Annotated in this window: 20 protein-coding genes and 2 pseudogenes; 8 read left to right on the forward strand and 14 right to left on the reverse strand. The window is 61.0% G+C overall.

The genetic code is table 11. The features are described 5' to 3' along the window. The 4 genes from F7R20_RS01860 to F7R20_RS01875 are packed head-to-tail and all read right to left on the reverse strand — an operon-like array spanning window position 1 to window position 3,207. Window positions 1-612: a flavodoxin family protein gene (locus F7R20_RS01860; RefSeq protein ID WP_003200650.1), complete on the reverse strand. Its 612-nt coding sequence runs from the start codon at window positions 610-612 to the stop codon at window positions 1-3. Between the two features lie 3 nt (window positions 613-615). Continuing rightward, window positions 616-1,299, reverse strand: coding sequence for an iron-containing redox enzyme family protein (locus F7R20_RS01865; RefSeq protein WP_003200648.1), 684 nt, complete (start codon window positions 1,297-1,299; stop codon window positions 616-618). Between the two features lies 1 nt (window position 1,300). Further along, on the reverse strand, window positions 1,301-1,846 hold the full coding sequence (locus tag F7R20_RS01870; protein WP_003200646.1) for a GNAT family N-acetyltransferase: 546 nt from the start codon (window positions 1,844-1,846) through the stop codon (window positions 1,301-1,303). Window positions 1,847-1,854: 8 nt separating this feature from the next. Continuing rightward, complete coding sequence (locus F7R20_RS01875; RefSeq protein WP_003200644.1) at window positions 1,855-3,207, reverse strand: phenylacetate--CoA ligase family protein; 1,353 nt, start codon at window positions 3,205-3,207, stop codon at window positions 1,855-1,857. Window positions 3,208-3,852: 645 nt separating this feature from the next. Here F7R20_RS01875 and F7R20_RS01880 point away from each other — a divergent pair. The 3 genes from F7R20_RS01880 to F7R20_RS01890 all read left to right on the forward strand — a co-directional run bounded on the left by F7R20_RS01880 (window position 3,853) and on the right by F7R20_RS01890 (window position 6,814). Next, the gene (locus F7R20_RS01880) at window positions 3,853-5,334 is read left to right on the forward strand and encodes an anthranilate synthase component I family protein (RefSeq protein ID WP_032833221.1); all 1,482 of its coding nucleotides are present in this window, start codon (window positions 3,853-3,855) and stop codon (window positions 5,332-5,334) included. After that, on the forward strand, window positions 5,331-5,915 hold the full coding sequence (locus tag F7R20_RS01885; protein WP_003200640.1) for an anthranilate synthase component II: 585 nt from the start codon (window positions 5,331-5,333) through the stop codon (window positions 5,913-5,915). The genes F7R20_RS01880 and F7R20_RS01885 overlap by 4 nt, the downstream gene beginning before the upstream one ends. An 80-nt stretch (window positions 5,916-5,995) precedes the next feature. Beyond that, entirely contained in the window at window positions 5,996-6,814 is an 819-nt protein-coding gene (locus tag F7R20_RS01890) for an autoinducer binding domain-containing protein (RefSeq protein ID WP_003200638.1), read from the forward strand. Here F7R20_RS01890 and F7R20_RS01895 read toward each other — a convergent pair. After that, the gene (locus tag F7R20_RS01895) at window positions 6,753-7,766 is read right to left on the reverse strand and encodes an AraC family transcriptional regulator (protein ID WP_003200636.1); all 1,014 of its coding nucleotides are present in this window, start codon (window positions 7,764-7,766) and stop codon (window positions 6,753-6,755) included. The two genes, F7R20_RS01890 and F7R20_RS01895, sit on opposite strands and share 62 nt — an antisense overlap. Before the next feature lie 203 nt (window positions 7,767-7,969). Here F7R20_RS01895 and F7R20_RS01900 point away from each other — a divergent pair, with 203 nt between their 5' ends. Together F7R20_RS01900 and F7R20_RS01905 are read left to right on the forward strand one after the other, a co-directional pair. Further along, a complete protein-coding gene (locus tag F7R20_RS01900; RefSeq protein WP_003200634.1) occupies window positions 7,970-8,821 on the forward strand; it encodes a 3-hydroxybutyryl-CoA dehydrogenase in 852 nt (283 codons plus the stop codon). Continuing rightward, on the forward strand, window positions 8,814-9,428 hold the full coding sequence (locus tag F7R20_RS01905; RefSeq protein WP_003200632.1) for a TetR/AcrR family transcriptional regulator: 615 nt from the start codon (window positions 8,814-8,816) through the stop codon (window positions 9,426-9,428). The genes F7R20_RS01900 and F7R20_RS01905 overlap by 8 nt, the downstream gene beginning before the upstream one ends. A 9-nt stretch (window positions 9,429-9,437) precedes the next feature. Here the strand turns inward: F7R20_RS01905 and F7R20_RS01910 are convergent, their stop codons facing one another. Together F7R20_RS01910 and F7R20_RS01915 are read right to left on the reverse strand one after the other, a co-directional pair. After that, window positions 9,438-10,073, reverse strand: coding sequence for a response regulator transcription factor (locus F7R20_RS01910; protein WP_003200630.1), 636 nt, complete (start codon window positions 10,071-10,073; stop codon window positions 9,438-9,440). Window positions 10,074-10,077: 4 nt separating this feature from the next. Next, on the reverse strand, window positions 10,078-12,363 hold the full coding sequence (locus F7R20_RS01915) for a PAS domain-containing sensor histidine kinase (RefSeq protein WP_003200628.1): 2,286 nt from the start codon (window positions 12,361-12,363) through the stop codon (window positions 10,078-10,080). 238 nt (window positions 12,364-12,601) lie between these two features. Here F7R20_RS01915 and F7R20_RS01920 point away from each other — a divergent pair, with 238 nt between their 5' ends. Next, window positions 12,602-14,224: an acyl-CoA synthetase gene (locus tag F7R20_RS01920; protein WP_003200626.1), complete on the forward strand. Its 1,623-nt coding sequence runs from the start codon at window positions 12,602-12,604 to the stop codon at window positions 14,222-14,224. A 156-nt stretch (window positions 14,225-14,380) separates the two neighbouring features. Then, on the forward strand, window positions 14,381-16,153 hold the full coding sequence (locus F7R20_RS01925; RefSeq protein ID WP_003200624.1) for an acyl-CoA dehydrogenase C-terminal domain-containing protein: 1,773 nt from the start codon (window positions 14,381-14,383) through the stop codon (window positions 16,151-16,153). A 96-nt stretch (window positions 16,154-16,249) separates the two neighbouring features. On the opposite strand, the gene F7R20_RS01930 is transcribed toward F7R20_RS01925, so the two are convergent. Next, on the reverse strand, window positions 16,250-19,273 hold the full coding sequence (locus F7R20_RS01930) for an EAL domain-containing protein (RefSeq protein ID WP_027912379.1): 3,024 nt from the start codon (window positions 19,271-19,273) through the stop codon (window positions 16,250-16,252). Continuing rightward, window positions 19,261-20,376 carry a substrate-binding domain-containing protein gene (locus F7R20_RS01935; protein ID WP_003200620.1) on the reverse strand — a complete coding sequence of 372 codons (1,116 nt, stop codon included), beginning with the start codon at window positions 20,374-20,376 and terminating at the stop codon, window positions 19,261-19,263. Before F7R20_RS01935 ends, F7R20_RS01930 begins: the two co-directional genes overlap by 13 nt. A gap of 638 nt (window positions 20,377-21,014) precedes the next feature. Here F7R20_RS01935 and F7R20_RS31550 point away from each other — a divergent pair. Then, window positions 21,015-21,155: a hypothetical protein gene (locus tag F7R20_RS31550; protein ID WP_155252598.1), complete on the forward strand. Its 141-nt coding sequence runs from the start codon at window positions 21,015-21,017 to the stop codon at window positions 21,153-21,155. A gap of 131 nt (window positions 21,156-21,286) precedes the next feature. Here F7R20_RS31550 and F7R20_RS01940 read toward each other — a convergent pair. From F7R20_RS01940 to glnQ, 5 genes and pseudogenes are all read right to left on the reverse strand, one after another. After that, window positions 21,287-21,405 (reverse strand): annotated as a pseudogene (locus F7R20_RS01940) (LysR family transcriptional regulator); the annotation flags it as partial. Between the two features lie 125 nt (window positions 21,406-21,530). Beyond that, the gene (locus F7R20_RS01945; protein ID WP_003200616.1) at window positions 21,531-23,273 is read right to left on the reverse strand and encodes an OPT family oligopeptide transporter; all 1,743 of its coding nucleotides are present in this window, start codon (window positions 23,271-23,273) and stop codon (window positions 21,531-21,533) included. Window positions 23,274-23,531: 258 nt separating this feature from the next. Continuing rightward, window positions 23,532-23,939 (reverse strand): VOC family protein, encoded by a 408-nt coding sequence (locus F7R20_RS01950; RefSeq protein ID WP_003200614.1) that lies wholly within the window; start codon window positions 23,937-23,939, stop codon window positions 23,532-23,534. 23 nt (window positions 23,940-23,962) lie between these two features. After that, window positions 23,963-24,388, reverse strand: coding sequence for a YciI family protein (locus F7R20_RS01955; RefSeq protein WP_003200612.1), 426 nt, complete (start codon window positions 24,386-24,388; stop codon window positions 23,963-23,965). Window positions 24,389-24,528: 140 nt separating this feature from the next. Continuing rightward, a pseudogene (gene glnQ / locus F7R20_RS01960) lies at window positions 24,529-24,647 on the reverse strand (glutamine ABC transporter ATP-binding protein GlnQ); the annotation flags it as partial. Window positions 24,648-24,690 lie beyond the last annotated feature (43 nt).

The following is a 24,690-nucleotide window of genomic DNA, read 5'->3' on the forward strand; positions in this document are numbered from 1 at the left end:
TTATCCCTTCTGAAATTGAATGGGCCGCAGGATTCTTTCCGGCTTGCCTGTCGCAAGGGCTGGGGGGTTAAGTCGACAGTGATGCTCACAGAGCCGGTCCAATGTCTCGCGCAGGGCCTGTTCCGCTTCAGGATCGTGGGCCAGTTGGGTCTGGAAGCACGGCGGAAATCCCGAGCCGACCAGAATCATTTTGTTGAGCAGGACATTCAGCGCGACCTGGGAGAAAACCGCCGTGTGTCCATAGCGTCGGCCGACGACCGCAATCGCCGCGAGCTTGTCGCGCAGCGGACGCTCCCGTGGCCGCAGGAAGCCATAGCCGACCCGCTCCAGAAACGCCTGGAAGCGACTGTTGGTGCCGTAGGCATGCATGACGGGGAGATAGAGCACCGCATCGGCGCGGTCCAGCCGCGCCACCAACTGCCCGACGTCGTCCTGCACTTGGCAGTCCTGGTCGGAACAGGCGTTGTCGGCGTCGCAGTAATCGATCCGGTAATCCTTGAGCCAGATGTCATCGACCGCGACCTCCTCGCCCAGATGGCGGCGCACCAGCGCCACCACCCGTGCACTGACACCACAAGGTCGGCTTGACCCGACAATGATGGTCAGATTCATGATTCAGGACGCCTCCCGCAACCCTTCTTCGCCAGCCAGGTAGGCGCGCAAAGCCTCTTCCATCAACTGCCCGGTCAGCCACAGCGTGACGCGTGCCACTTCCTTGATCTGACGACGATCTTCTTCGGTCTTCACCGCACGCTGCATCGCCATACGCACTTCCTCGGCGTGCTTCTCGTCGATGGTCGAGTGGGCGACGAAGAAGGTCATCTGCTCATCCTTCAAGCCCAGGTCGGCACGGAACCGTTCCAGGATCGGCTGGATGTGCTCGTAGACGTCCTCGGCCCAGTAGCTGTAGCCCAGGCGAGCGATCGGCCCCTTGCGGATAGCCACATCGTTGAGAAAGGCGATCAGTGCCTGAGTCGGCGCCAGGGGCGCCGGCATGGCTTGCGGCAGCAGCCCGACCGATTCCAGGTCACGCAGCACCATGCGCTCGTGACCCAGCTCTTCCAGGGCGTGCTTGTAGACGAAGCGCAGCAGCGTCGTTTCCTCTGGATCGGCACTGAAGGCGCAGGCGGCCTGGTTCACCGAGTTGTAGCGGGTGTAGTGGTAGACCTGCAGCATGAGCTGTTGGTAGAGAGCTGGCGGCGTCGGGTTGTCCAGGCTGAATTTCCAGTAGGCGCCCTGCTTGATCTGGGCCCAGCCCGCGTCGACGATAGCGTCGAGTTCCTTGAAGAATGCTTGCATTTCAATTGGCTCCTTTAACATTGAGGTAAACACTTTCGAGTTCCAGGTACACGAGGCTGTAGCGCCGCTCGACCTGTTCCCCGGTCCAGGTAACGTCATCCACCAGCACGCGCCCGCCCAGGCCGACATAGAGCGCAGCCAATTGGCCGCGGCACAGTGCCGAGATAAATCGCAGGTGGGTGTTGGCTTTCAGCCAAATGGCCGCTTGCAGGAGAAACATGCGCAGGTGCCGACCGCCGCGGTATCGCTCGTCCAGCACCAGGCGATTGGCATCGAAGGCATCCGTCGATTGTTCGAAATAGGCCTGCACGTCGACCGCTCGCTCGACGAAGCTCAGGCCATGACCCAGCGGGGTGACGCGCAACGTCCCGACCACTTCGTCCTTGTCCAGGTAGACCAAGTGATAGGACAAAGCGTCGCGCACCTGCTCCCTGCGCTCGAAGTCATCCTCCCGTGCCGGGTTGGTCCCCAGGTAGCGACTCCTGAGTTGCCGGACGGACTCGAACAGTTCATTGGCGTTGTCGATCACGCGAACAGACAGGCTCATCGCTGACCTCACTGGCCTTGACGCTGATCGACGATGCGCGCTTCTTTCCAGCTGAACCAACTGCCAAGGTTCACATGCTCGGCCAGATCGCCCACCACCATGACCGTCGCATCGACCCCCAGCCGTTCGCGCAGGCGCTCCTTGATCAGCAGCACCAGACGCCCACGATCGCCTTCGAAGAAGCGCGACATTTCCAGCTTGGCGATGACGGTGTCGCGATCATTGGCGCGACTGAGGATGATCTGGTAACCCAGGCATTGTTCGACGCCTTCAAGCAGCGCCTGCTCGATCTGTGCGGCCGAGAAGGCGCGATCGTTCAGTTGCACGGCATCCTTCACCCGACCGACGACCTTGACGGTCTGGCGCATCGATTGCGGATAGCCGGGGCGCGACTGGATCGAGACCAGGTCGCCCGTGCGGTAGCGAATCAACGGCTTGCTGCCAGGGATCAGCATGGTCACGCACAACTCACCGTCGCCGGTGCAGCCCAGGCTCTCCCCGGACTTGGGATCGAGCACCTCGATGATGTAGTTGAGGCGATGCGGCACCAACTGGTCGTTGGCGTTGCAGGCCGCGATGATCATCGCTTCCTGGGAGCCATACAGGCTGTTGTAGGCCTGCGCGCCCCACAGGCTGTAGAGGTTGTTCTTCAATGCAGGGGTGCACAGTTCGCCGCTCATCATGAATGCGCGCAGGGCGAAGTCCTCGCGTGGGTTCAAGCCTTGGCGCTCGGCTTCCTTGGCCATGGCCAGCAACAGCCCCGGCGCCGATGCGAGCACACCGATCCGCAGGTCCTTGAGCAGTTGCAGTGCCTTGGGCCAGCCGATCACCGGTGAGTGCGGCCAGATCTTGGCGTTGCACAGGTCGAGCTGGGTGCAGACATCACCCAGGGTGTCACCGAAGGAATGGACCTCGGTAGGTCCCATGATGCCGACCACGGTCTTTTCGCCCGGGAAATGCTTTTCGATCACGGCCTGGTAGGCCATCGCCAGCTGGCGATTGCTCGCGTAGCTTTCCTTGCGGTCCCGTGGGCATGGCGTGGCGGGTCCGGTGGTCCCCGTGGTCTCGTAATAGAAGATGCTGTCTTCCAGCGGACCGGACAAGATGTCGAAGCCTGCTTCGCGCAGATCATCCTTGGTCGTGAATGGCAGGGTGGCGAGGTCATCCAAGGTCAGCGAACGCTCGTCGACCTGGGCAAGGTGCCTGGAGTAGAACGGCGAGGACCGCTTCACGTGGCCGACCACTTCCCGCAACTGTGCCTGGTGCCAGGCCGCCAGCTCGGTGTCGCTGAGGACGTCGGTCCAATAGGCATGATGAATCGGATCGTACCGCTTCTTGAATGTCTCTAAATGCTCTTTCATTTCAGCCGCTCAGGTTTGATGGGTTACTGGAACTCAACGGCCGCTACGTTAGTAACAGAACTTACAAATACCCAGCTGCGCTATCTCGCAGTTGTGCGCGCACGAGTTTCTTGTTAAAAGCACGCGCGGTTACATACGCGTAGGGATAGCTCTTCGCCTCGTCGACATTCAGAAATGAATGAAATATTAATATTCCCTCAGCAGTTGACAGCCCCAGGGCACGCTGGTAATTTCGCCGCACTGCCAATTATTCCCGCAGTGCTTAGCCAAGACTGGGATGTCTAAAAATGTACTATCACCTTTCTGCTATCAGTTCCTCCCACAGCTATCCCGACAGCTGTTCCCGGGCCATTCTGGCCATCTTCAAAAGCAATATCTGGCGTCGCTAATCTAGCGAAGACCGGAGCCTGTCTGCTGCTTGCCAGCAACGTCCTGATCTTTCCCCTCTGAAATCGAAGGCGCTCGCGCCTTGTGCCCTGCGCAACAATTGGCTGCAATCCATTGCAAGCTTTTTAGTGCGCGCGACATGAACAGCGTCCGCCCCGTCTATTCAGAACATCCGTCAACACGCATTTAAAGTGCCTGCGCGCTTTATATTCCCGTGGCGCTCTCTTAATCGAGTGTCTGAATCGTTACACCTTGAATATGGTATTAACCGTGAATAAAAATCTAATTGGCGTGAATGTTCTTCGCCGCGAAGAACGTCGACCTACGGATGCACTTGGCATATATGCAAATGCACTGGAACAACTGGGTCGCGAGTCTGTTTTCATTCTTGAATCACTGTCCGGCCCAAGCCGTGATCGCCGGGCGACGATCATCGGGCTCGAACCGCTTTTCGAAGTGTGTATCAATGAGGGCCAGGCCCAACTGCGAGGCTGCGCCGCCCTGTGTGAACATCTGTCCGCCAGCCTGCGGCAAGCGGGCATGCAGGTCGACCCGCAACACAAGATCCATCTACCCGACAGCGAGTCGGCGTGGAACCTGCTCCGGGCGATCCAGGCAACGTTCCAGCCGGCGGCCAATGCCCCTTCCAGCCTGGCCTTCTTCGGCTATTTCTCCTACGACTGCGTTCGCCTGATCGAGCGACTTCCCGATCTGGCCAAACAGACCTACGACTACCCGCTCATTGCCCTGTCGGTCTATCAGACCCTGGTTTATTTCCACAGCAATGGCATCGTCGAAACCCTGATCAACAACCACGATCTCTGGTCGCCCCGTACGTTGGAGGACTACCCCTTCCTGAGCACAACCCCGGCAGCCGAGTCGCTGGCTCCGCTACCGTACCCCGAGGGCTTCGAGGAAGAGCGCACGGTGACCCCGGAGCAATTCGTCGAGCGTGTCGAAGTGGCGATGGAGCACATCCGCGCCGGCGACGTCTACCAGATCCAGCTCGGCCATGAGATTCGCATCCGCTCGCAGGTTTCACCGTTCGATGTGTACCAGAACCTGCGCCTGCGCAACCCTTCCCCTTACATGTACCTGGCTCACGTAGGTGGTATCGACCTGATCGGCGCCAGCCCCGAGCTGTTCGTCAGGATCAAGGACGACTTGATCGAGATGCGCCCGATCGCCGGCACCGTGGGCAAGAAGCCTGGCGTCGATCCAACTCAGTTGGTCCTGGAGCTGACCCGCTCCGAGAAGGAGCGCGCCGAACACCTGATGCTCATCGACCTGTGTCGCAACGATATCGGTCGCGTGTGCCAGGCGGGTTCGCTGGAGGTCGATGAGTTCATGCTGGTGGAAGAGTATTCGCACCTCTACCACATGGTGTCGAACGTTCGCGGCTTGCTGCGCCCAGGCCTGGATGCCTACGACGTGATCAAGGCTTCGTTCCCCGCAGGCACCATGTCCGGCGCGCCCAAGGTCAGGGCGATGGAGCTGATCGAGGGAATGGAGAGCAACCGCCGGGGCATTTATGCCGGGGCCCTTGGCCTGGTCGGTTTCGATGGCAGCGTCAACACCGCATTGTGCATTCGCTCGACGGTCTTCGACGAGGGCACGTACCACTTGCGTGCATCCGCCGGGGTGGTAGCCGATTCGGTGCCAGAGCTTGAGTGGAAAGAGACGCTGTACAAGATGGGTTCCGTTTACCGGGCAGTGACCGGCCAGGAGATCGCACTGTGAAAGTATTCTTGATCGACGCCTATGACAGCTTCGTCTTCATCATCAGCCAGTACCTGGAACAACTGGGGCTGGAAACCCATGTCGAGCGCCACGACGTACCGGACCTCATCCAGCGCATTGAAGCGTTCTCGCCGGATTTCTGCGTGCTGGGCCCTGGGCCTGGGCATCCGGCCGACGTGGGCTACATCGAAGTGATCAGGCACTTTCAGGGGCGCCTGCCGCTGTTGGGTGTGTGCCTGGGTCACCAGGCCATCGGCCTGGCCTTCGGTGCCCAGGTTTGCCGGGCCCCACACGTGATGCACGGCAAGGTGAGCACGATCGAGAACGATGGCAAGGGCGTCTATGACCACACCCAGGCACATGCGATTCGGGCGACCCGCTACCACTCGTTGATGATCAGCGAGCAGCCGCTACCCGACTGCCTGGAGATCACGTCCAGATCCACGGACGACGGCTATGTCATGGGCGTGCGCCATCGCCACCTGCCGGTGGAGGGCGTGCAGTTCCACCCTGAAAGCATCCTCACCGAAAACGGCCTGGACCTGTTCCGCAGTTTCATCCGGTGTCACGTGCACAAGTGATCCTCCCGGAAGGGGCATGCGCCCCTTCCTTCCCCGTACTGCGACTGCTTCATTCCTGCTACAACTAGAGCGATCCGTTTATGGACAAACACCACTCCCCCGCCTGCGGCCGGACCCAGGCCGAGCGTGCCGCTACGCTGACCGCCTTCACGAGCCTCGCCAAGGATGCCAACCGTTGCGATTGGGAGCGCCTGCTGAACAAAGTGCTGCGCCAACTCGGCTTCGGCAGCTACCTCATCAGCCTGGGGCCGGTAGCGCCGAGGGATACCGACCCTCTGGCCGGCCTCATCACCACCTTTCCCAAACGCTGGCTGGAACACTACCGCTGTGACGGGCTGATCGAGATCGACCCGATACTCAGGCACTGTCGACGCGAACTGGTGCCGCTTTTCTGGGACAGCGAGCGACGGCGCGCCCGGGGACGCTCCCGGCACTTCTGGGAGCAACGCGAGCAACACGGCCTGCGCAGCGGCGTGAGTATCCCGCTGCGCTACGAAATGCTCAGGGGAACACTGAGCGTGGCCTTCGACGACACACAGATCACCGAACAAAAGGGTTTTTCCAACCCCGCCGTTTACCAACTGTTCATGCTCATCCCCTACCTGCTCGCCGGGATACGACATCAGTTGCAGCGGCCTGCCCAACCGCGCCAGGACCTGACGCCCAAGGAAATGGACTGCCTGTACTGGGCCAGCGAAGGCAAGACCACTTGGGAGATCAGCCACATCCTGACCTGCTCCGAACGCACCATCGACTTCCACCTGCTCAATGCCCGACGCAAGCTGGGTTCGGTAAGCCGCCAGCAGGCCGTCAGTGCCGCGGTGGCCTGTGGGCTGGTCATGCCGACCGCTGGAAGCGTGCACGATAGCGACCGGGGCTTTCGCCGGTCCATTTCTTGAAGGCACGATGGAAGGCGCTGGGCTCCTGAAAGCCGGTCTGTTCGGCAATGTCACTGATGCTGTTGCCAGTCTGGCGCAGCAGCTCGACGGCCAGCCCACGGCGGACCTCGTCCTTGATTTCCTGGAACGAACTTCCTTCACGCTCCAGGCGTCGACGCAAGGTGCTGGGGCTCATCCGCAAGTCACTGGCAAAGGCTTCCAGGGTCGGCCACTGGCTGTAATGGCTGTGGCGCAGGCACTGATGAAGCCGCGTAGCCAGGCCATGCTGATTGCGAAAACGGATTACCAGCCATTGCGGCGCACTGCGCAGAAATACCTTGAGGGAGGCCAGGTCCTGGACGACTGGCAAGCGCAGGTAGCGGCTGGCGAATTCGATTTCCGTGCGCTCGGCGCCAAAGCTCAGGTTGGGCCCCCAGAGCAGCGCATCGTCGCTGAGGGCCAGGCGCGACTGACGAAAGTCCGCGCGATCGATGGGAATACGCCGCCCGCCCAGCCAACACAGCAGGCTGATCATCAGCACAAGGAAGGTTTCCTCACCAAAACGGCGGGCATCCGGATCCGCCGAGCACGTCTGCAGACTGATCACCGCCCGCTTGCCGCGCACACTGAGGCTGCCGCGAAAGTCCCTCAGGAACAACCCGAAGTTACCCAGGCACTGGCGCAAGGCCTTGCCCAGGTCGGGTTCCTGAATCAATCCCCGACAAATCAGGGCAAAACTGCCGACCGGCATGCCGTGGGAATCCAGCTGGAAGAACTCGTCCTGTAGTTCGCGAATCTGGATCAGCCACAAAGCAGCAAAAGCGCTCGCTGAAACCCGGGCCTCAGGCTGCCCCAGCAACGCCGGGTCGATGCCGGCCTCGGCCAGTATCGCCGCCAGCCGTTGAGGCTGGTCCCGCAACGCGTGGATCATGGTGTGCACGAAGTAGACCGCGACCGAATCCTTTTCCCGCATAAACCCAGTTTCCCCACTTCCCGGATGGCAAAAAACGCCAGCATCGCTGAGCAGTTATGGCATAGGCCCACCCAACGGCGGCCTCTAGACTGGCGGCATTAAGGGGCACGGCACACCATCTGTCGAGCCCCCTCCAGCGGACCGCGTCCAGGGCCAGCCAGTGGCTGCTCGCTGGGGCGCGCAAAAAAAGGGAAACACCCCACATGCATCTGCAGACAATCGGCGTGATCGGCGCCGGCACCATGGGCAACGGCATAGCACAGGTTTGCGCCCTGGCCGGTTTCGAAGTGACCTTGCTGGACATTTCCGCCAGCGCCCTGGAAAAAGCCCTGGCCAACGTGGCCAAGAACCTCGATCGGCAAATCGCCAAGCAGACCCTGAGCCAAGCGCAGAAACATCTCGCCCTGGACAAGATCCGCACCAGCACCGACTACGCCAGCCTGGCCGATGCACAACTGGTGATCGAAGCCGCCACCGAGAACCTCGAGCTGAAACTGCGACTGCTGCAACAGGTCGCCACTCAAGTCAGCAGCGACTGCGTGATCGCGTCCAACACCTCCTCCCTATCGATTACTCAACTGGCTGCCGGCGTCAGTCATCCAGAACGTTTTATCGGCCTGCACTTCTTCAACCCGGTGCCGGTAATGGGCCTGATCGAGGTGATTCGTGGCCTGCAGACTCACGACGCAACCCACGCCATGGCCCTGGAAATGGCCCGACGGCTGGGCAAGACCGCGATCACCGCCGGGAACCGTCCGGGCTTCGTAGTCAACCGGATCCTGGTGCCGATGATCAACGAAGCCATCCTGGTCTTCCAGGAAGGCCTGGCCAGCGCCGAAGATATCGACGCGGGCATGCGCCTGGGCTGCAACCAGCCCATCGGACCGCTGGCCCTGGCGGACCTGATCGGCCTGGACACCTTGCTGGCAATCCTGGAGGCGTTCTACGAAGGCTTCAACGACAGCAAATATCGCCCGGCTCCATTGCTCAAGGAAATGGTCGCCGCCGGCTATCTGGGACGCAAGTCCGGGCGGGGTTTCCATGCCTATGGCTGAGCGCTGCTCGCGCTTCGCCGAGAGCCGGGACAAGGCCCTGGAGCTGTTCGCCAACAAGGGCTTCGGCCAGGTTGGCATGCGGGAGCTGGCAAGCCACCTGGGGTTGACACCTGGCTCGCTGTATCACCATTACCCAAGCAAGCAGCACCTGCTGGCCGATCTGATCGAGGAGTTTTTCGAGGAGCTGTTGGCCACCCTCGGGCGCATTGAACAGCAACCCCGGGACAAGCGCGGCAACCTGCAACGGTTGATCCGCGCCCACCTCAAGCTGCACCGGGAGATGCCCTGGCATTTTCGCCTGGTGGAGCGCGACAGCGGTTGTCTCAATGTCGAGCAGCAACTGCGAGTACGGTATTTACGCGAACACTACGAACGGCGGCTGTTGCTGATGCTGGGCCCTGCTCGGCGTCTCCCCTCTCAAGCGTTAGCCGCTGCCGGCCACGCCATTGCCACCCTGCTCAACAGCGCGCCCAGTTGGCTGGCGCACCAGCCTCTGGAGCAACACGAGCACGATGAGTTGCTGGAGAGCCTGCTCGCTGGGGCCATAGAACGGGTATTGGCTTCCAAAGTCGCAGCCGAAGCAACGTTGTCTGTCACCACGGCTTGAGCCAAGCCCTCAGCGCAACTGCAACGGGTCGACCAGGCCAGCGACAATCGCCATGCCCACCAGCTGCGGCAAGTTCTCGGCCTCCATGCGCTTCATGACACGGGAACGATAGAGGTCGATGGTCCTGACATTGACCCCAAGCTGCTCGGCGATTTCCCGGTTGGTGTAGCCCTGGACCAGAGGCAGCAACACGTCATTTTCCCTCGGGGTCAAGCTCTGGAGCCGGGCCTGCACCCGCGCCAGGCCTACGCTGACGGTCTGGCTGTCGTCGGCCAGGCTCAAGGCCTGTTGCACGCTGTCGAGCAGCAACTGTTCGTTGTAGGGCTTTTCGATGAAATCATGGGCCCCGGCCTTGAACGCCCGCACCACAATCGGCACATCGGCATGCCCACTGACGAAGATTACCGGCAGGCGCAGCCCACGGTTGCGCATCTCTTCCTGCACGTTGAGCCCCCCCATGCCTGGCATGCGCACGTCCAGCAGCACGCAACCATTGAGCGGGTTGTCGCAGGCCTCGAGAAATTCCCGGCCACTGGTGAACGAGAGGGCCTTGAGGCCCACGGACTCCAGCAGCCAGACCGTCGAGTCGAGCATGCCTTGGTCATCGTCGACCACATACACCACCTGCTCCGCCACATTCACCATTGCCTTACTCCTCTTGTTGTCGGGCCAAGCCGGCCAGGGTCGGCCCCGGCAAGTTGCAGCGCATCTGCAAGCCCACGGCCAAGGGCCGGGCCTGCAACTCGCCACCAAAACCTTCGATGATGCTGCGACTCATGGACAGCCCCAACCCCAGGCCGTTGACCTTGCTGGAATAGAACGGGGTGAAGATCTGCTCCAGTTGCGCCGTCGGCACACCGTGTCCCTGGTCGCTGACACTGACCTGCACCCCGCCGTCGGCCCCAGGCTCGACCGCCAGGACGATCTGCGACGGCAGGCCGGGATGGGCCTCGCGATTGGCCTCGATGGCGTTGCGCAGCAGGTTGAGCAGCACCTGCTCCAGCAGCACCCGGTCGGCGTAGACCAGCGGCAGATTATCCGGCAACCGCTCCACGATCTCCACCTGGCAACTGTTCGCTTCCCAGAGGCACAGGCGCGTGGTTGCCCGGGCAACTTCACTGAGGTCCAAGGCCTCCATACGGCGGCGACCTTTACGCAGAAAGGCGCGCAGGCGCTTGATCACCTCCGATGCGTGATTGGCGTGTACGGCGATCCGCTCCAGCCCCTGGGCTACCTTCTCGGCGGCCTCGGAATGACTGCCCAGGGCCTGCAAATAGCGCTGGCTGGCGTTGGCATAATTGACCACCGCCGCCAACGGTTGATTCATCTCATGGGCAATGCCCGAGGCCAGTTCACCAAGGGTCACCAGGCGCGCGGTGTGGGCCAGTTCGTCCTGATGATGACGCTGCTGGGCTTCACGCAACTCTCGTTCGGACTGGTCGTGAGCCACCAGCGAATAGAAACGCTCGCCACTGGCCGCGCGATGGGCCAGAAGCATCAACGACACCGGCACCGAAGCCCCTCCGGCCGGCGGTTGCAGGCGAGCCTCGATGCTCCAGCGGCCGCTGCGCTCGGCATAATCCCACCCTTCCTGTTCCAGGCTGGCCAGCACCTCGGCGCTGAGAAAGGCATCCAGCGTAGGCAGGCTGTGTTGCGCATCCAGTCCAAGGGTGCGGCGCGCCGCCGGATTGAGGTAGGTCACCGCGCCATCGGGCTGGATGAACAGCACCGGGTCGGTGTTGGCTTCCACCACCTCCGCCAAACGGCGCTTGTTTTCTTCGGCCTGGACCCGGGCGGTGATGTCCCGCGACACGCTGATCACCTCAACCACCGCGCCGGTGTAGGTTTCGCGAATGGCACGGCACGCGGTCTCGAACCACAAGTAATGGCCGTCGCGATGGCGAATGCGGTAGGTCATGGTGTGATAGCCGTCCAGCTCCAGGGCATCGCGGGTGCGCTGCATCAGGCTAGCCTGGTCCTGTCGGTGAAACAGGCTGTGGGCCCGACGCCCATGCAGCTCCTGCGGCCAGTAACCAAGCAAGGTCCAAGAAGCCAGTGACGCATCGAGGAAGCAGCCGTCCGGGGTATGTCGGGAAATCAGGTCGGTGGTATTTTCGGTGATCAGCCGGTACAGGCGCCGCGCCTTGGCCGACTCGCGCTCAGCGAGGATCTGCGCGGTGGCCTGGCGACACCGGGCCAGCACACGATTGGCCTTGGGGTCGGGAATGAACGTCCAGATCAGGATCTGCTCGGCAACCTGCACCTCCACGTTCTCGATGGCTCGCTGCTGGGCCAGACAGGCCTGCACCAGGTGCGAGTGGCTGACCGGCAACAGGCTCGAAGCATCGACCAACGACAGCTGTTCGAGCAGCGCCATCAGCGCCTCATTGAGCTCCAGCGGTCGGCCTCGCGAATCAAGCAATGCACTTGGCTGCGGGTCATGGCCGAGCAGCGGCGAATCGCGCAACTGGCCACCGACACTGGCCAACAGCAGATTCAGCAATTCGTGCACGGCCACCAGCCAGTCCTGGCCCACTTCCGGCTGTAGCTCAACCAACAGCAAGCCTTGCTGCCCCGGCTGCAGGGCCAACTCCAGGACCTGGCCATGCTCGAGGGACGCACGACGCAGACGACCGGCCAGCCAGCAATCGAGCTGACGCACCTGAGCCAGCTCCAATCGTCCCTCGTCCTGCAAGCGCTGGAAAAGCGCCCGGTCACTGCTTTGCAAAGCCTCACCAAAGCCCGGCGGCAAATGCCGGGCACGGCCTTCATGCCGATAGATGCCACTTGGCGCATGCCAGCTCAGGTAGACCGCCCGGCGGATTTGCGCGCAGTCCTGCAAGGCCCGGCAAAGGGCATCGGCGCAAGCCGCCAGGGCCATGCCTTCACGTTGCAGGCGCAACCAGCCGTGCAAGCGAACGGAGGTGGAGATCATCAGAAAACCTGTCGTAAAAAGAGGATCAGCAACATATGGTACATATACTATACAACTCAGGTAGTACTTCCATATCAATCGGCAAACAGTATATAAATTCCCCCGGATAAGTCACCGAGCTTTTCTGTGGTGAACGCGCCTGCCGACAATCGCATTGCGATTCAGCTAGCACCGGCAGCTCGTGACCACGAGAACCTCGGCCAATAGAGCTAATAATCAGCCACCGGGTACCCCAGCCATGTCCATCTACGAGCAAGGTCTTGCGCCAACTGGCGTCAACCACATCGCCCTTACACCCCTGAGCTTCATCGAGCGCACCGCAAGCGTCTATCCCGATTACCCGGCCGTGATCCACGGCTCGATCCGGCGCACCTGGGCCGACACCTACAGCCGCTGCCGGCGCCTCGCCTCAGCCCTGGCCGGACGCGGCATCGGTAAAAACGACACGGTGGCGGTCATGCTGCCGAATATTCCCGCCATGCTTGAAGCGCATTTCGGTGTGCCGATGATCGGAGCGGTGCTCAACGCCCTCAACGTACGCCTGGATGCCGAGGCCATCGCATTCATGCTGGCCCATGGCGAAGCCAAGGTGTTGATCGCCGACCGTGAGTTCCATGACGTGGTGCAAGCAGCCATCGGCATGCTCGACCACCCGCCCCTGGTGATCGACCTTGACGATCCGGAGTACGGCGAAGGCCAGGCAAACAGTGAACTGGACTACGAGGCGTTTCTTGCCGAGGGCGACCCGAACTTCGCCTGGCAGTGGCCAGACGATGAATGGCAGGCCATTTCCCTGAACTACACCTCTGGCACCACGGGCAACCCCAAAGGCGTGGTCTATCACCACCGCGGCGCCTACCTCAATTCCCTGGGCAACCAGATGACGTGGGCCATGGGCAATCACCCGGTGTATCTCTGGACTTTGCCGATGTTCCATTGCAACGGCTGGTGCTACCCCTGGACCGTGACCGCCCTGGCCGGCGTCCATGTGTTCCTGCGCCGGGTCGATCCGCAAAAAATCCTCAACCTGATTCGCGAGCATCAGATCACCCATCTTTGCGGTGCGCCCATTGTGCTCAACGCCCTGGTGAACATGCCCGACTCGGCCAAGGCCGCGATCGACCATCCGGTCAGTGCCATGGTTGCAGGAGCGGCACCACCGGCCAAGGTGATTGGCGCCGTCGAGGAAATGGGTATCAAGGTCACCCACGTCTACGGTCTGACCGAGGTCTACGGACCGGTGACTCTCTGCGCCTGGCACGCGGCCTGGGATGAGTTGCCACTGGAGCAGCGAGCCCAGATCAAGGCTCGCCAAGGCGTACGCTACCCCACCCTGGAGGGGCTGATGGTGGCCGATCCAAGGACGCTCGAACCGACACCTCATGACGGCCAGACCATCGGTGAAATCTTCATGCGCGGCAACACCGTGATGAAGGGCTATCTGAAGAACCCCAGCGCCACCGCCGAAGCCTTTGAAGGCGGCTGGTTCCACACCGGCGACTTGGCCGTCACCCATGCCGATGGCTATGTGGAAATCCGCGACCGGCTCAAGGACATCATCATTTCCGGTGGCGAGAACATCTCCACCATCGAGCTGGAAGGCGTGCTCTATCGACACCCGGCGGTTCTGGAAGCCGCCGTGGTGGCCCGTCCTGACGAAAAATGGGGAGAAACCCCCTGCGCCTTCATCACCCTGAAATCCGACCGTGAAGAGGTGCACGAAGCCGAGATCATCAGCTTCTGTCGCGAGCACCTGGCAGGTTTCAAGGTGCCACGCACGGTGGTCTTCACCCAGTTGCCCAAGACTTCCACCGGCAAGATCCAGAAGTTCGTACTGCGCGACATGGCGAAGAATCTCTAGCCCGAACGCCAAAAAAACTCAGGTATCGCTGACAGCCCCGGCGTCTCACCGGCCGTCTCGTGGGCCGGCGAGCACCCGCACGTCAGCGGGGCCTGGGATCGTGATCCGCGCAACTGCGGCCATCCAACCTCCTTTCCTTGCATGAGGCTCATTGCAATGCCCGAATTCAACGCCCCGTTGCGCGACATGCGTTTTGTCCTGCACGAAGTCTTCAACGCACCGAACCTCTGGGCCCGCCTGCCCGCGCTGGCGAATACTGTCGATGCCGCCACCGCCGATGCGATTCTCGAAGAAGCCGCCAAGGTCACCCATAACCTGATCTTTCCACTCAACCGCAGCGGCGACGAGGAAGGTGCCCAGTGGCACGACGGCCAGGTCAGCACACCGGGCGGCTTCAAGGCCGCGTATTCGACCTACATCGACGGCGGCTGGGTTGGCCTGAGCGGCAACCCGGCCTATGGCGGCATGGGGATGCCAAAGATGCTCGCCGTGCAGTTCGAAGAAATGCTCTACGCCGCCAACTCCAGCTTCGCCCTGTACTCGGCGCTGAGTTCCGGCGCCTGCCTGGCCATCGACGCCCACGCCAGCGAAGCACTCAAGGCGCTGTACCTGCCGCCGATGTATGAGGGTCGCTGGGCCGGCTCAATGTGTCTTACCGAGGCCCATGCCGGCACCGACCTGGGCATCATTCGCACCCGCGCCGAACCCCAGGCGGATGGCAGCTACCAGATCACCGGCAGCAAGATCTTCATCACCGGCGGTGAGCAGGACCTGACGGAAAACATCATTCACCTGGTCCTAGCCAAGCTGCCGGATGCGCCCGCCGGGCCCAAGGGCATCTCGCTGTTCCTGGTGCCGAAAATCCACGTTGATGCACAGGGTATGCTGGGGGAATCCAACGCCGTCAGCTGCGGTTCGATCGAACACAAGATGGGCATCAAGGCCTCGGCCACTTGCGTGATGAATTTCGACGGTGCCAGTGGCTGGCTGATCGGCGAGGCCAACAAGGGGTTGGCGGCGATGTTCACCATGATGAACTACGAGCGGCTATCCATTGGCATCCAGGGTATTGGTTGTGCCGAAGCCTCGTACCAGAACGCCCGCCGCTATGCCCAGGAACGCATCCAGAGCCGGTCCCCCGCAGGCGCCCAGGCCAAGGACAAGATCGCCGACCCGATCATCGTCCATCCCGACGTGCGCCGCATGCTGCTCAGCATGAAGGCCATGACCGAAGGCGGCCGGGCCTTCGCCTGCTACGTCGGCCAGCAACTGGACCTGGCCAAGTTCTGCGAACACTCCCAGGAGCGACACGACGCCGAAGCCTTGGTGGCCCTGCTGACGCCAGTGGCCAAGGCGTTCTTCACCGACACCGGCCTGGACAGTTGCATCCATGGCCAACAAGTATTCGGCGGCCACGGCTACATCCGCGAATGGGGCCAGGAACAACTGGTACGCGATGTGCGCATCGCTCAAATCTATGAAGGCACCAACGGCATCCAGGCCCTCGATCTGCTGGGGCGCAAAGTAGTGGGCAACGGCGGCGTGGCCCTGCGGCTGTTCACCACTCAGATCCGTGACTTCGCTTACCTGCCCGGCGCCGCCTATGCCGCCGAGCTGCTGGACGCCGTGCAACGCCTGGAAAACCTCAGCGACTGGCTGCAGCAACAGGCCAGCCTCGATCCCCACGCCATCGGCAGCGCGTGCGTCGAGTACCTGCACCTGTTCGGCTACGTCGCTTACGCGTACATGTGGGCACGCATGGCCCAGACAGCCGAACACCAACACGCCACAGACCCTGCGTTCTATGGTGCAAAGCTGGGCACCGCGCGCTTCTACTTCAGCCGTCTGCTACCGCGCATCCTCAGCCTGGAACAAAGCATCCGCGCTGGCAGCCCGTCATTGTTGCAACTGCAACCCGAACAGTTCTGAGGCTGGATAACACCGAACACCTGCACACTCGTGTGGGTGTTCGCGCCTGATTGCAGGCTTGGCCGGCACAGCAGCGCGCTAGCGCACGCTGCGTCATCAACGCCCGGACATTGGACCGCTCGGGCGTTTTACCTCGCGTTTTTTTTGCCTGACCGAACCAGGGCTGGCAAGGCGGCTTGGTTCAGACACTCCGGACGTACGCAGTAACCGGCTGATTTCCTCCGCGCTGACCGCCTTGCTGAAAAAGTGCCCCTGGATTTCATCGCAGCCGTTATCACGCAAGAAGGTTTGCTGCTCCTCGGTTTCGACCCCCTCGGCAATGACCTTGAGATTCAGCTTGTGCCCCAACGAAATCACAGCGGTGGCGATGGCTTTGTCGTTCTCGTTGTCAGGTAGATCGCGCACGAAAGACTGGTCGATCTTGAGCCTCGCGATCGGGAAGCTTTTCAATGCGGCGAGGCTGGAATAGCCGGTGCCGAAGTCGTCGATCGAGAGGCTGATCCCCATGGCTTGCAGGGCCTTCATTTTGCTGATGGCTTGCTGAAGGTCTTGCATGATCAGGCTTTCGGTCAGCTCCAGCTCGAGGTACATCGGGTCCAATCCGGTTTCCTGCAAGGCATGCATCACCCGGTCGATCAGGTCCCTTTCGATGAACTGGCGAGCCGAGATGTTCACCGACATGGTGATCGGCGGCCAGCCGGCATCCTGCCACGCCTTGTTCTGTCTGCAGGCGGTATGAATCACCCAGTCGCCGATGGGTACGATCAGCCCGGTCTCTTCGGCCTGGGGAATGAACTTGATGGGAGAGACCATGCCCAGCTCGGGATGCTGCCAACGGATCAATGCCTCCACGCCGATGATCTGGCCTGACTGCAAATCCACTTGTGGCTGGTACAACAACAGGAACTCGTCGTTGTAGAGTGCGCTTCGCAGCCCATCTTGCATGGCGAGCTTGCCCTGGACCTTGTTATTCATCTCGCTCGTATAGAACTGGAAGCTGTTGCGCCCCAGCTCCTTGGCCCGGTACATGGCGGCGTCCGCATTGCTGAGCAACGTGTCGGTATCGCTGCCGTCGGCCGGATATGTGGCCAGTCCCATGCTGCAGGTGACGTGAAGCGTATGGCCGCCGAGTTGAATCGGCCGCAGGATGGCTTCCTGGATTTTGTGCAGGACTGGCGTCACGCCGTCCAGGTCCGAGGGTTGGTCGAACAGGATGATCACAAACTCGTCGCCACCCAGTCGCACGACAGTGTCGGTACGCCGCACACACCCCAGCAGGCGCTGGGCGACGGTTTTCAGCAGTTCGTCCCCGGCACTGTGCCCAAGGCTGTCATTCACCAGTTTGAACTTGTCCAGGTCGAGAAACACCACTGTCACCAGCCGGTTGTAGCGCTGGGCATAAAGCATCGCCTGCTTGAGGCGGTCTTCGAGCAGCGTGCGATTCGGCAGCCCGGTCAGTGCGTCATGGTCGCCCATGAAGCGAATGCGTTTTTCGGTCAGTTGGCGCTCTATCGCAATGCCGGCAAGCGGTGTCGCCAGGTCGATCAGTTGCGTCTCGGCCGCGCTGGGGCTGCGCACGGTGTTGGCATACAAGGCAAACGTACCCAAGACCTTTCGCTCATGGGACAGGATCGGCGTCGACCAGCAGGCGCGAAACCCATAGGGCGCAACGAGTGAACGGTATGCTTCCCATAGTGGATCCTGCTCGATGTCCGTGACGATGACCGGCTCTCGTCGATACGCCGAGGTGCCACATGAACCGACGTTCGGACCGATTTCAATTCCGTCGATGAGCTGGCAATAGGCTTTCGGCAAACTGGGTGCAGTCCCGTGCAGCAGGTGTTTACCCTCCTCATCCAGCAGCAGGATGGAGACCTTCATGCCCTCCAGTTGGGACTCGACCAGGTGGGCCAGGCTGTCGAGCACTTCTGTAAGCTCGGTGCTCCTGGCGATCAGTTCCAGGACATGACCTTGCCCGGTACGGATGATCGCTTCTTGTTCCAATCGGTCGTTTTGCACGGCGAGCCGCTCTGTGGCGATACTCAATTGAGCCGTTCTTTTCTCCAGCTGAAGCCGGTCTTCGAGAAATTGATTCACCGCCCGCGCCATGTTGCCGATCTCGTCCTTCCCATGGTCGGCCATCAGCAAATGCGTTTTGTCCGTGTGTTCCTGACGCAATTGCCGGCTAATTTCATTCAGGCGCACGAGCACATGACGGCCCATGAAAACCCGGGTCACGAACCAGGCGAACACCAGGCTGGCGCCCAACATGATCAGCACCCATTGCTGGCTGCGATTCGAGGCCTCGACCAGACGCTGCACCGCTTCGCGATAGTCCTGGGTGTAGGCGCTCGATTGCGTACGGGCCACCGCGACGAGGCCCCCGGCCTCGTTCTTTAGTTGCTCGTTGAAGCGCTGCAGGACGTTATGTTGATCGATGAGCGTCTGGCGCAGGGAGAAGAGATCCGGCGTCTGCACGTCAGCGTCGGATAACGCGCCTGCGGTGCGTGGCAGGCGCTCATATCGGGCCCGCAGCCGTTGCACGGCCTCACTGTCAACCGCCTGCGGCAGATCGAAAAGCAGCACCGCCAGCTCCAGGCTGGCCCGGGTGTTGGTCGCCGTCAATCGAGCGGTGTGGTCCTCCAGGGTCTGCTCGAAGGTGACCTCGGTTTGCAGCAGGCTTTCTCGCAGTTGCGCAACGATGTTGGCGGTATTGCGGAACATCTGACTCGACTGATGCATATCGAGTATCGCCACGCCACTGTTTGCGGCAGTCAGTTGCTGCACCAGTTGATCGAGCGCTTCAAGCTGTTCGACGGTCGCCGCATAGCTTGAGCGCAGGATGTCGGAGGAACGGGTTGTCAGAAGCTGGTCGGTCTGGCGTTCGATCAGCAAGGTGCGCTGCACCATGTCTTGCCCATTTTGCATGCGGACCAGTCGTTCATCCGTCAACTGGCGAGTGGCGCTGTTTGAGGTGCGCAGCGCGTAGACCGCCGTAGCACCGCCTGCCAGGATCAGCAGCGCCAGCGTCAGGAACGCCAGGGTGAATTGTGCGCGCAGCGATTGTGGCAAGAGCTGGCGTCCAAACCGGGAAGTCATATCCAACGTCAGGGATTCCATTGGTGGCGATAGATGTCTCGATAGCCATTGTCAGGATCGTACTGGAATTTTTTCCCGCCATCGAAGGCGATATTGTCGTTATTGACCAAATGAATCGGCGCGACGAAGCCGCTCACTGGCTGACCTGCAAACAGCCGGTTCAATTCATCCATCACTTGCCAGCCGTGCTGGTTGAGCGGCTCGGCCACAGTCACGGTCTGGTAGGTCTTTGCCTGTATGCGCAAGAAAGCCGAAGCGCTGCCGTCACCGGCAGACAACAGACTGATGCCATCACTGGGTATGGCGGCGCTGGTCAGCGAGGCAATCGAGTAGTCGAAATAGATGTCGTTGATGGCCAACGTATGGGTCCAGCGCTTGCCATAGCGCTGAAGCAGTTCCTTGGTGATCGCCGGCATCTTCTCGCCACTTTCGGAGATCGCCACATCGCGCACCTCCAGCAACGTACATTCACGACAGGCCCGAATGACGTCTTCCATGGCCTTGGCTTTCGCCATGGCAATGCTGTACTTGGAGTCGGTCAGGATGACCACGCCGGCGCGTCCGTTTGACTGCGCCACTGCCGCCATGGCCGTGAGGCGCGCCACTTCAAGCGGGTCGGTGGTGACGTTCATGGCCACCGGCGTCCCGTCAATCGGCCCCGGGCGTACTCCGGCGTGCCAGCCAACCACCGGTACCTCCTTGTTGGCGAAGAGCAGCAGCGCCGCCTTGTTCTCAAGGGCATCGGAGCCACACAGGATGAGACCGTCGGGCTTCGCGGCCAGGGCATCGGCAAAGGCCTTTGCGCGCCCGGCCGATGAGCCGGCACCATCGAATATCTTCAGCGTCCAGCCCAACGCGCTGGCGGCCTCCCGGGCACCCTGCGCGACACCGACAATGCCTCCGTTACGCAAATCTTCTGCGACAAGCGCGATGTTCTTGCCCCGCTGGGCTTGCGGGCCAGATTCAGGGCCGCTCCAGCGAACGGCACCGAGGGTGGCCTTGGAAACGATTTCCTGCGCTTGAATAACCGTGACCGTGGCTTTTTCGAGACCCGCTGCGGTTGGCAGGTCCTGACCGTATCCGGAAGTGGCCATGAAAACACAGGAAACCGCTATTGAGGCCATTCGCAGTCGCCAGGGCCTTACTAACCTGGGCCCAATCGAACAGGTTCGATCACCGCATGTGATGCCGTGTCTGGGGCCGGTGGTGCGATCAATGTCTGGCATGACGTCCCTTTTTGCCAAGAATGCAGTGTTCCGAAAGAATAGTCGGTTCTGCTGCCATCAGCTCCTTTGTGGGTAAAGGGAATTTCCAGCGGGAGCGAGCCCGTTCCCACAGGTTTCGTTTCTTAACTGAGCGGCATTTCCCTTTATCCCACCCCTTTCCTTTTTAACGCCTGAATATCGGTGCCTGCAGGCTATCCCGACCGCTCCTCAAAGCGTCTACTACAGCCGCCATGGCGCCAACTTATTGGCATAAAAACCTACCTAATAAAAATAAATTAATACAGTGACGGTTTCCCGACGCACGGTACCAATGCGCCATTGCTGGGGGTTCAAATCGAAGCTCATCATCCGCAAGCAACCCCGCAAAACGTTTAGGCCACCGACCTGGACTACAGGAAGTAATCAATCGCATCACTCAATGGAGCAACACCGAGATGATGACTGTTTATTTTGTTGTGATGACGATCTGCAGTGGCTTCGAAGGCTGTGTCGATGAACGACAACCAGGGCCAACCTTTGCTTCCAAGGCAATGTGCATGGAGACGGCCAGAGTCATGGCGCCGCGCAAAGGGGTGAAGTTCAAGTGTCGCAAAGAACGTACCTTGGTGGTCCATGAGACGCTGCCGGTAGAAGGTTACGGCAAGATTGTCTCCACCAAGACCGCAGCCCAGCCTTAGCAATTTGACCCTCGTCGACAACGAAAAACCCAAAACCACCCAGCTTTCGTGGACTGAGTGGTCTTGGGGCTGCCCACCGCGCCTTGAACCGGCCGATTGATGGGGAGCCAATTGGCAACACAACCCCTTGCTCAGAGCATGTGTCCGGCCCAATCTTGCGCTCGACCAGATCGGCGGCAATCTCGATGAAGGCGTCCCCGACAAACTTGGCCGCGGGGCTGACCCGCCTGTCCGCAGGGAAGACCTGAACCGGACGGCTTGGCAGGCTTGCTGCTTAGGTGTGTGTATATCCGTTGCCGCGGTAACGGATATACACACCTCTCTGAAGCGCGCCCATCGCATTGACGGACCCCAACCGTCGATAGTTACTCCATCTCACCCATTCCCAAGCATCTGCCACAACGACGCCCCCACCCCGGTAATGCTCTCCCCGGCAATCAACCCCGCCGCCGCGGTGATGGCGAAACGTTCCGTGAGGCTCGGCCAACGACAGCTCACCAGCCACGTCAGCACCGCACCAAGGGCCATCATCAGCGACACCGAGGCCGGCAAGACGAAGGCCAGGCCCAAGGCCGCCGTGCTTGGCAGGTAGCGAGCCCGATGCGCCGGCAGCAGGCTGTCGAGGATTCCCAACAACAAGCCGACCAGGCCGCCGATGAAAATCGCCCAGCGAATGCTCGCAGACAATGAATCCAGGCCCAGGGTCAAGGTTTGTGCCACAGCCTTCCAGGTAGCGACCGCCGGGGCCGGCCACTCTTCGGTGAGCAGCATGGTTTGCGGGTCCGGGATCAGGGCCAGGTAAGCCAACACCCCGACGATGCTACCGACAAAAATCCCCAGGGTCTGGGCGATCAACTGCTTGCGCGGCGTGGCACCAATCGCCCGGCCTACCTTGAAGTCGTTCATCAAGTCGGTGCACTGCCCGGCCGAACCACCGGCGGTGTTGGCGCTCATCAGGTTGATCGGCACCTGCCCCGGGGCGACGATGCCGAAACTCAACTGGGACAATTGGCCGATAGCCCCGATCGGCGGAATGCCCGTGGCGCCGACCACTCGGGCGGCCACCGCCGCCAGGCAGATCGCCAAGGGAATGGTCAACAAGGCCATCCACGGATTGATGCCGAACAACAGCACTTGCAGGCTCACCACCAGGATGATCGACAGTACGAAACCGACGGCAGGCCCAGGCTTGGGTATCGTCCAGATCGCCCCGCCGCCCGCCTTGGTGGACCGATGCAATGCCCACAAGCGAATCGCCAACGAGGCCAGGGTCGAGCAGACCATCAGGCTCACCCCCGGCCAGAGCAACCACTCCACCAACGCAGCGAACTGCGGACCGCTGCCGCCGTGCGGCAACCGCACCAAGCCTTGCGCCAGCAGCCACGGCGCCAACCCGCCCCACGCCAGCAAGGCACCGAGCAGCAGGGTCAGGCCCACGCGAATACCGATGATTCCGCCAAACCCCACTAACAACAGCGAAGGGTCGGCGGTAAACGTCAGGCGCTCCAGTTGGGCGCTCGGAGACCAGCGCGAGATGGTCCACATGAACGTGTCGACCGCCTTGACCAGCCCGGACAGCAACGCGGCGCTGAGCAGCACCTTCAAGCGCGTCGCAGCTTCGTGGCCGTGGTTGTAGATATGCAGCAGGGTTTCGAGGGTCGCCATGCCCTCGGGAAACTTCAGCGCCTTGTCATTGAGCAGTGAGGGGCGCAGGTACCAGGCAATCCAAATCCCCAGGAAGCTCACCGAAAAGACCCAGGCCACCATGGGAATGGCGTCCAACTGCTGGCCGGTCAGCAAGGTATAGGCCGGGATGGGCGCGACCAGCCCACCGGAAATGATCGACGCAGCGGCAGAGGCCACGGTCTGGTTGATGTTGCTTTCGTGCAGTGTCCAGGGCAGCCGACCCACCGATCGACTCGCCAAGCCTTGCCAGATGCCATAGCCAACCAGCAAGGCAATGATCGACATATTGAACGACCAGCCGATCTTCAACCCGGCATAGACATTGGAAGGTGTCAGCAGGATACCGAGGACGATTCCCGTACTGACCGCACGTGGACTGAGCTCGCGTTCGACGGCGGCGTTCAAGGGGAATGTGGACGAGGTTGGATGCATGCGAAATCCTTATCGGCACTGGAGGGCAGCCGCCGGATTCAGACTGATCCCTTGTGGGAGCGAGCTTGCTCGCGATAGCGGTGGATCAGTTACAGAGATAGAGACTGACACTCCGCCATCGCGAGCAAGCTCGCTCCCACAGGACCACTTGAAACGGCAACTCAATAAGTGAACGCAGTATTGGCGCAAGGTTCACCTGACAGAGGCAAACCCTGGAGCGTGCTCACCCAAGTCGTCCATCCGTGGGCTGCGCTCGACTTATTTTTCCCCCTCGCAATTGACCATCCAGGCAATCCCGAAACGGTCTTCGAACATGGCAAAGCGTTCCGCCCAAAAGGTCTTCTCCAGGGGCATGTACACGCTGCCACCTGCACTCAAACCATTGAACAGCCGCTCGGCCTCCTCCACGCTGTCGACGTTGAGGGAAACCGACACGCCTTGCGGCTTGCGAAACGGTTGGCCCGGTGGGCAGTCGGAGGCCATCAGGCTGAAAGCGCCGACGGTCAGGCAAGTGTGCATGATCAGGTTGGGATCCTTGGGCATCCCGGTTTCCTCGGGGGCCTCGGCAAAAGACATGGAAAACAGATCGCCGCCCAGTACCTCCTTATACAAGGCGAAAGCTTGCTTGCAGTTACCGTTGAAGGTCAGGTAAGGAATGATTCTCATGGTGGGGTCTCCTGTGGTCGGTTTCACGATTGATCGGACATCTGCGCCCGCATGCGTTCTTCCTGCTCGCGCAACTCGGGGGTAAAGGACTCACCGAACTCCTCGAGCTCGAAGATCTGGCGGATCTCGATTTCACTGTCGCTGTCCATCGGGTTCGGGCAGCGCTTGACCCAGTCGATGGCCTCCTGCAACGACTGGACCTTGAAGATCCAGAAGCCGGCGATCAGCTCCTTGGTTTCAGCAAAGGGCCCGTCGATCACCGTCCGGTCCTTGCCGGAAAACTGCACGCGCACGCCCTCGACACTGGGGCGCAGGCCCTCACCGGCGAGCATTACCCCGGCCTTGACCAGCTCTTCGTTGTAGGCACCCATGGCGGCCAGCAGTTCCGCGCTGGGCATTTCTCCGGCTTCCGATTCCGGACTGGCTTTGACGATCACCATAAATCGCATGCTCTGATCTCCTGAGAGTGGATGGATTAGGCCGTCCGTGTGGCGGCTCTATGGGTTAATCGAATGGCATTGGCCGAAATCGACAGCCCGCTACGAATATTTTTTTAACAGACGCCAGGCTAGGCTATTGGACTTCATCCTCAATGCAGGATCTGGCTCAGGAACAGCTTGGTGCGGTCGTTCTGCGGATTGTCGAAGAGGTCGGTTCGACGATTGCATCTTTGCCCATGAAGATCACCCGCCCGACATCCACAGTTCGACGCACCTCGAAGTGAGGAACCTGTCGATCCCATAGTCTGTGA

The sequence above is a fragment of the Pseudomonas brassicacearum subsp. brassicacearum genome (genome assembly GCF_008801605.1).
Classification (GTDB): domain Bacteria; phylum Pseudomonadota; class Gammaproteobacteria; order Pseudomonadales; family Pseudomonadaceae; genus Aquipseudomonas; species Aquipseudomonas brassicacearum.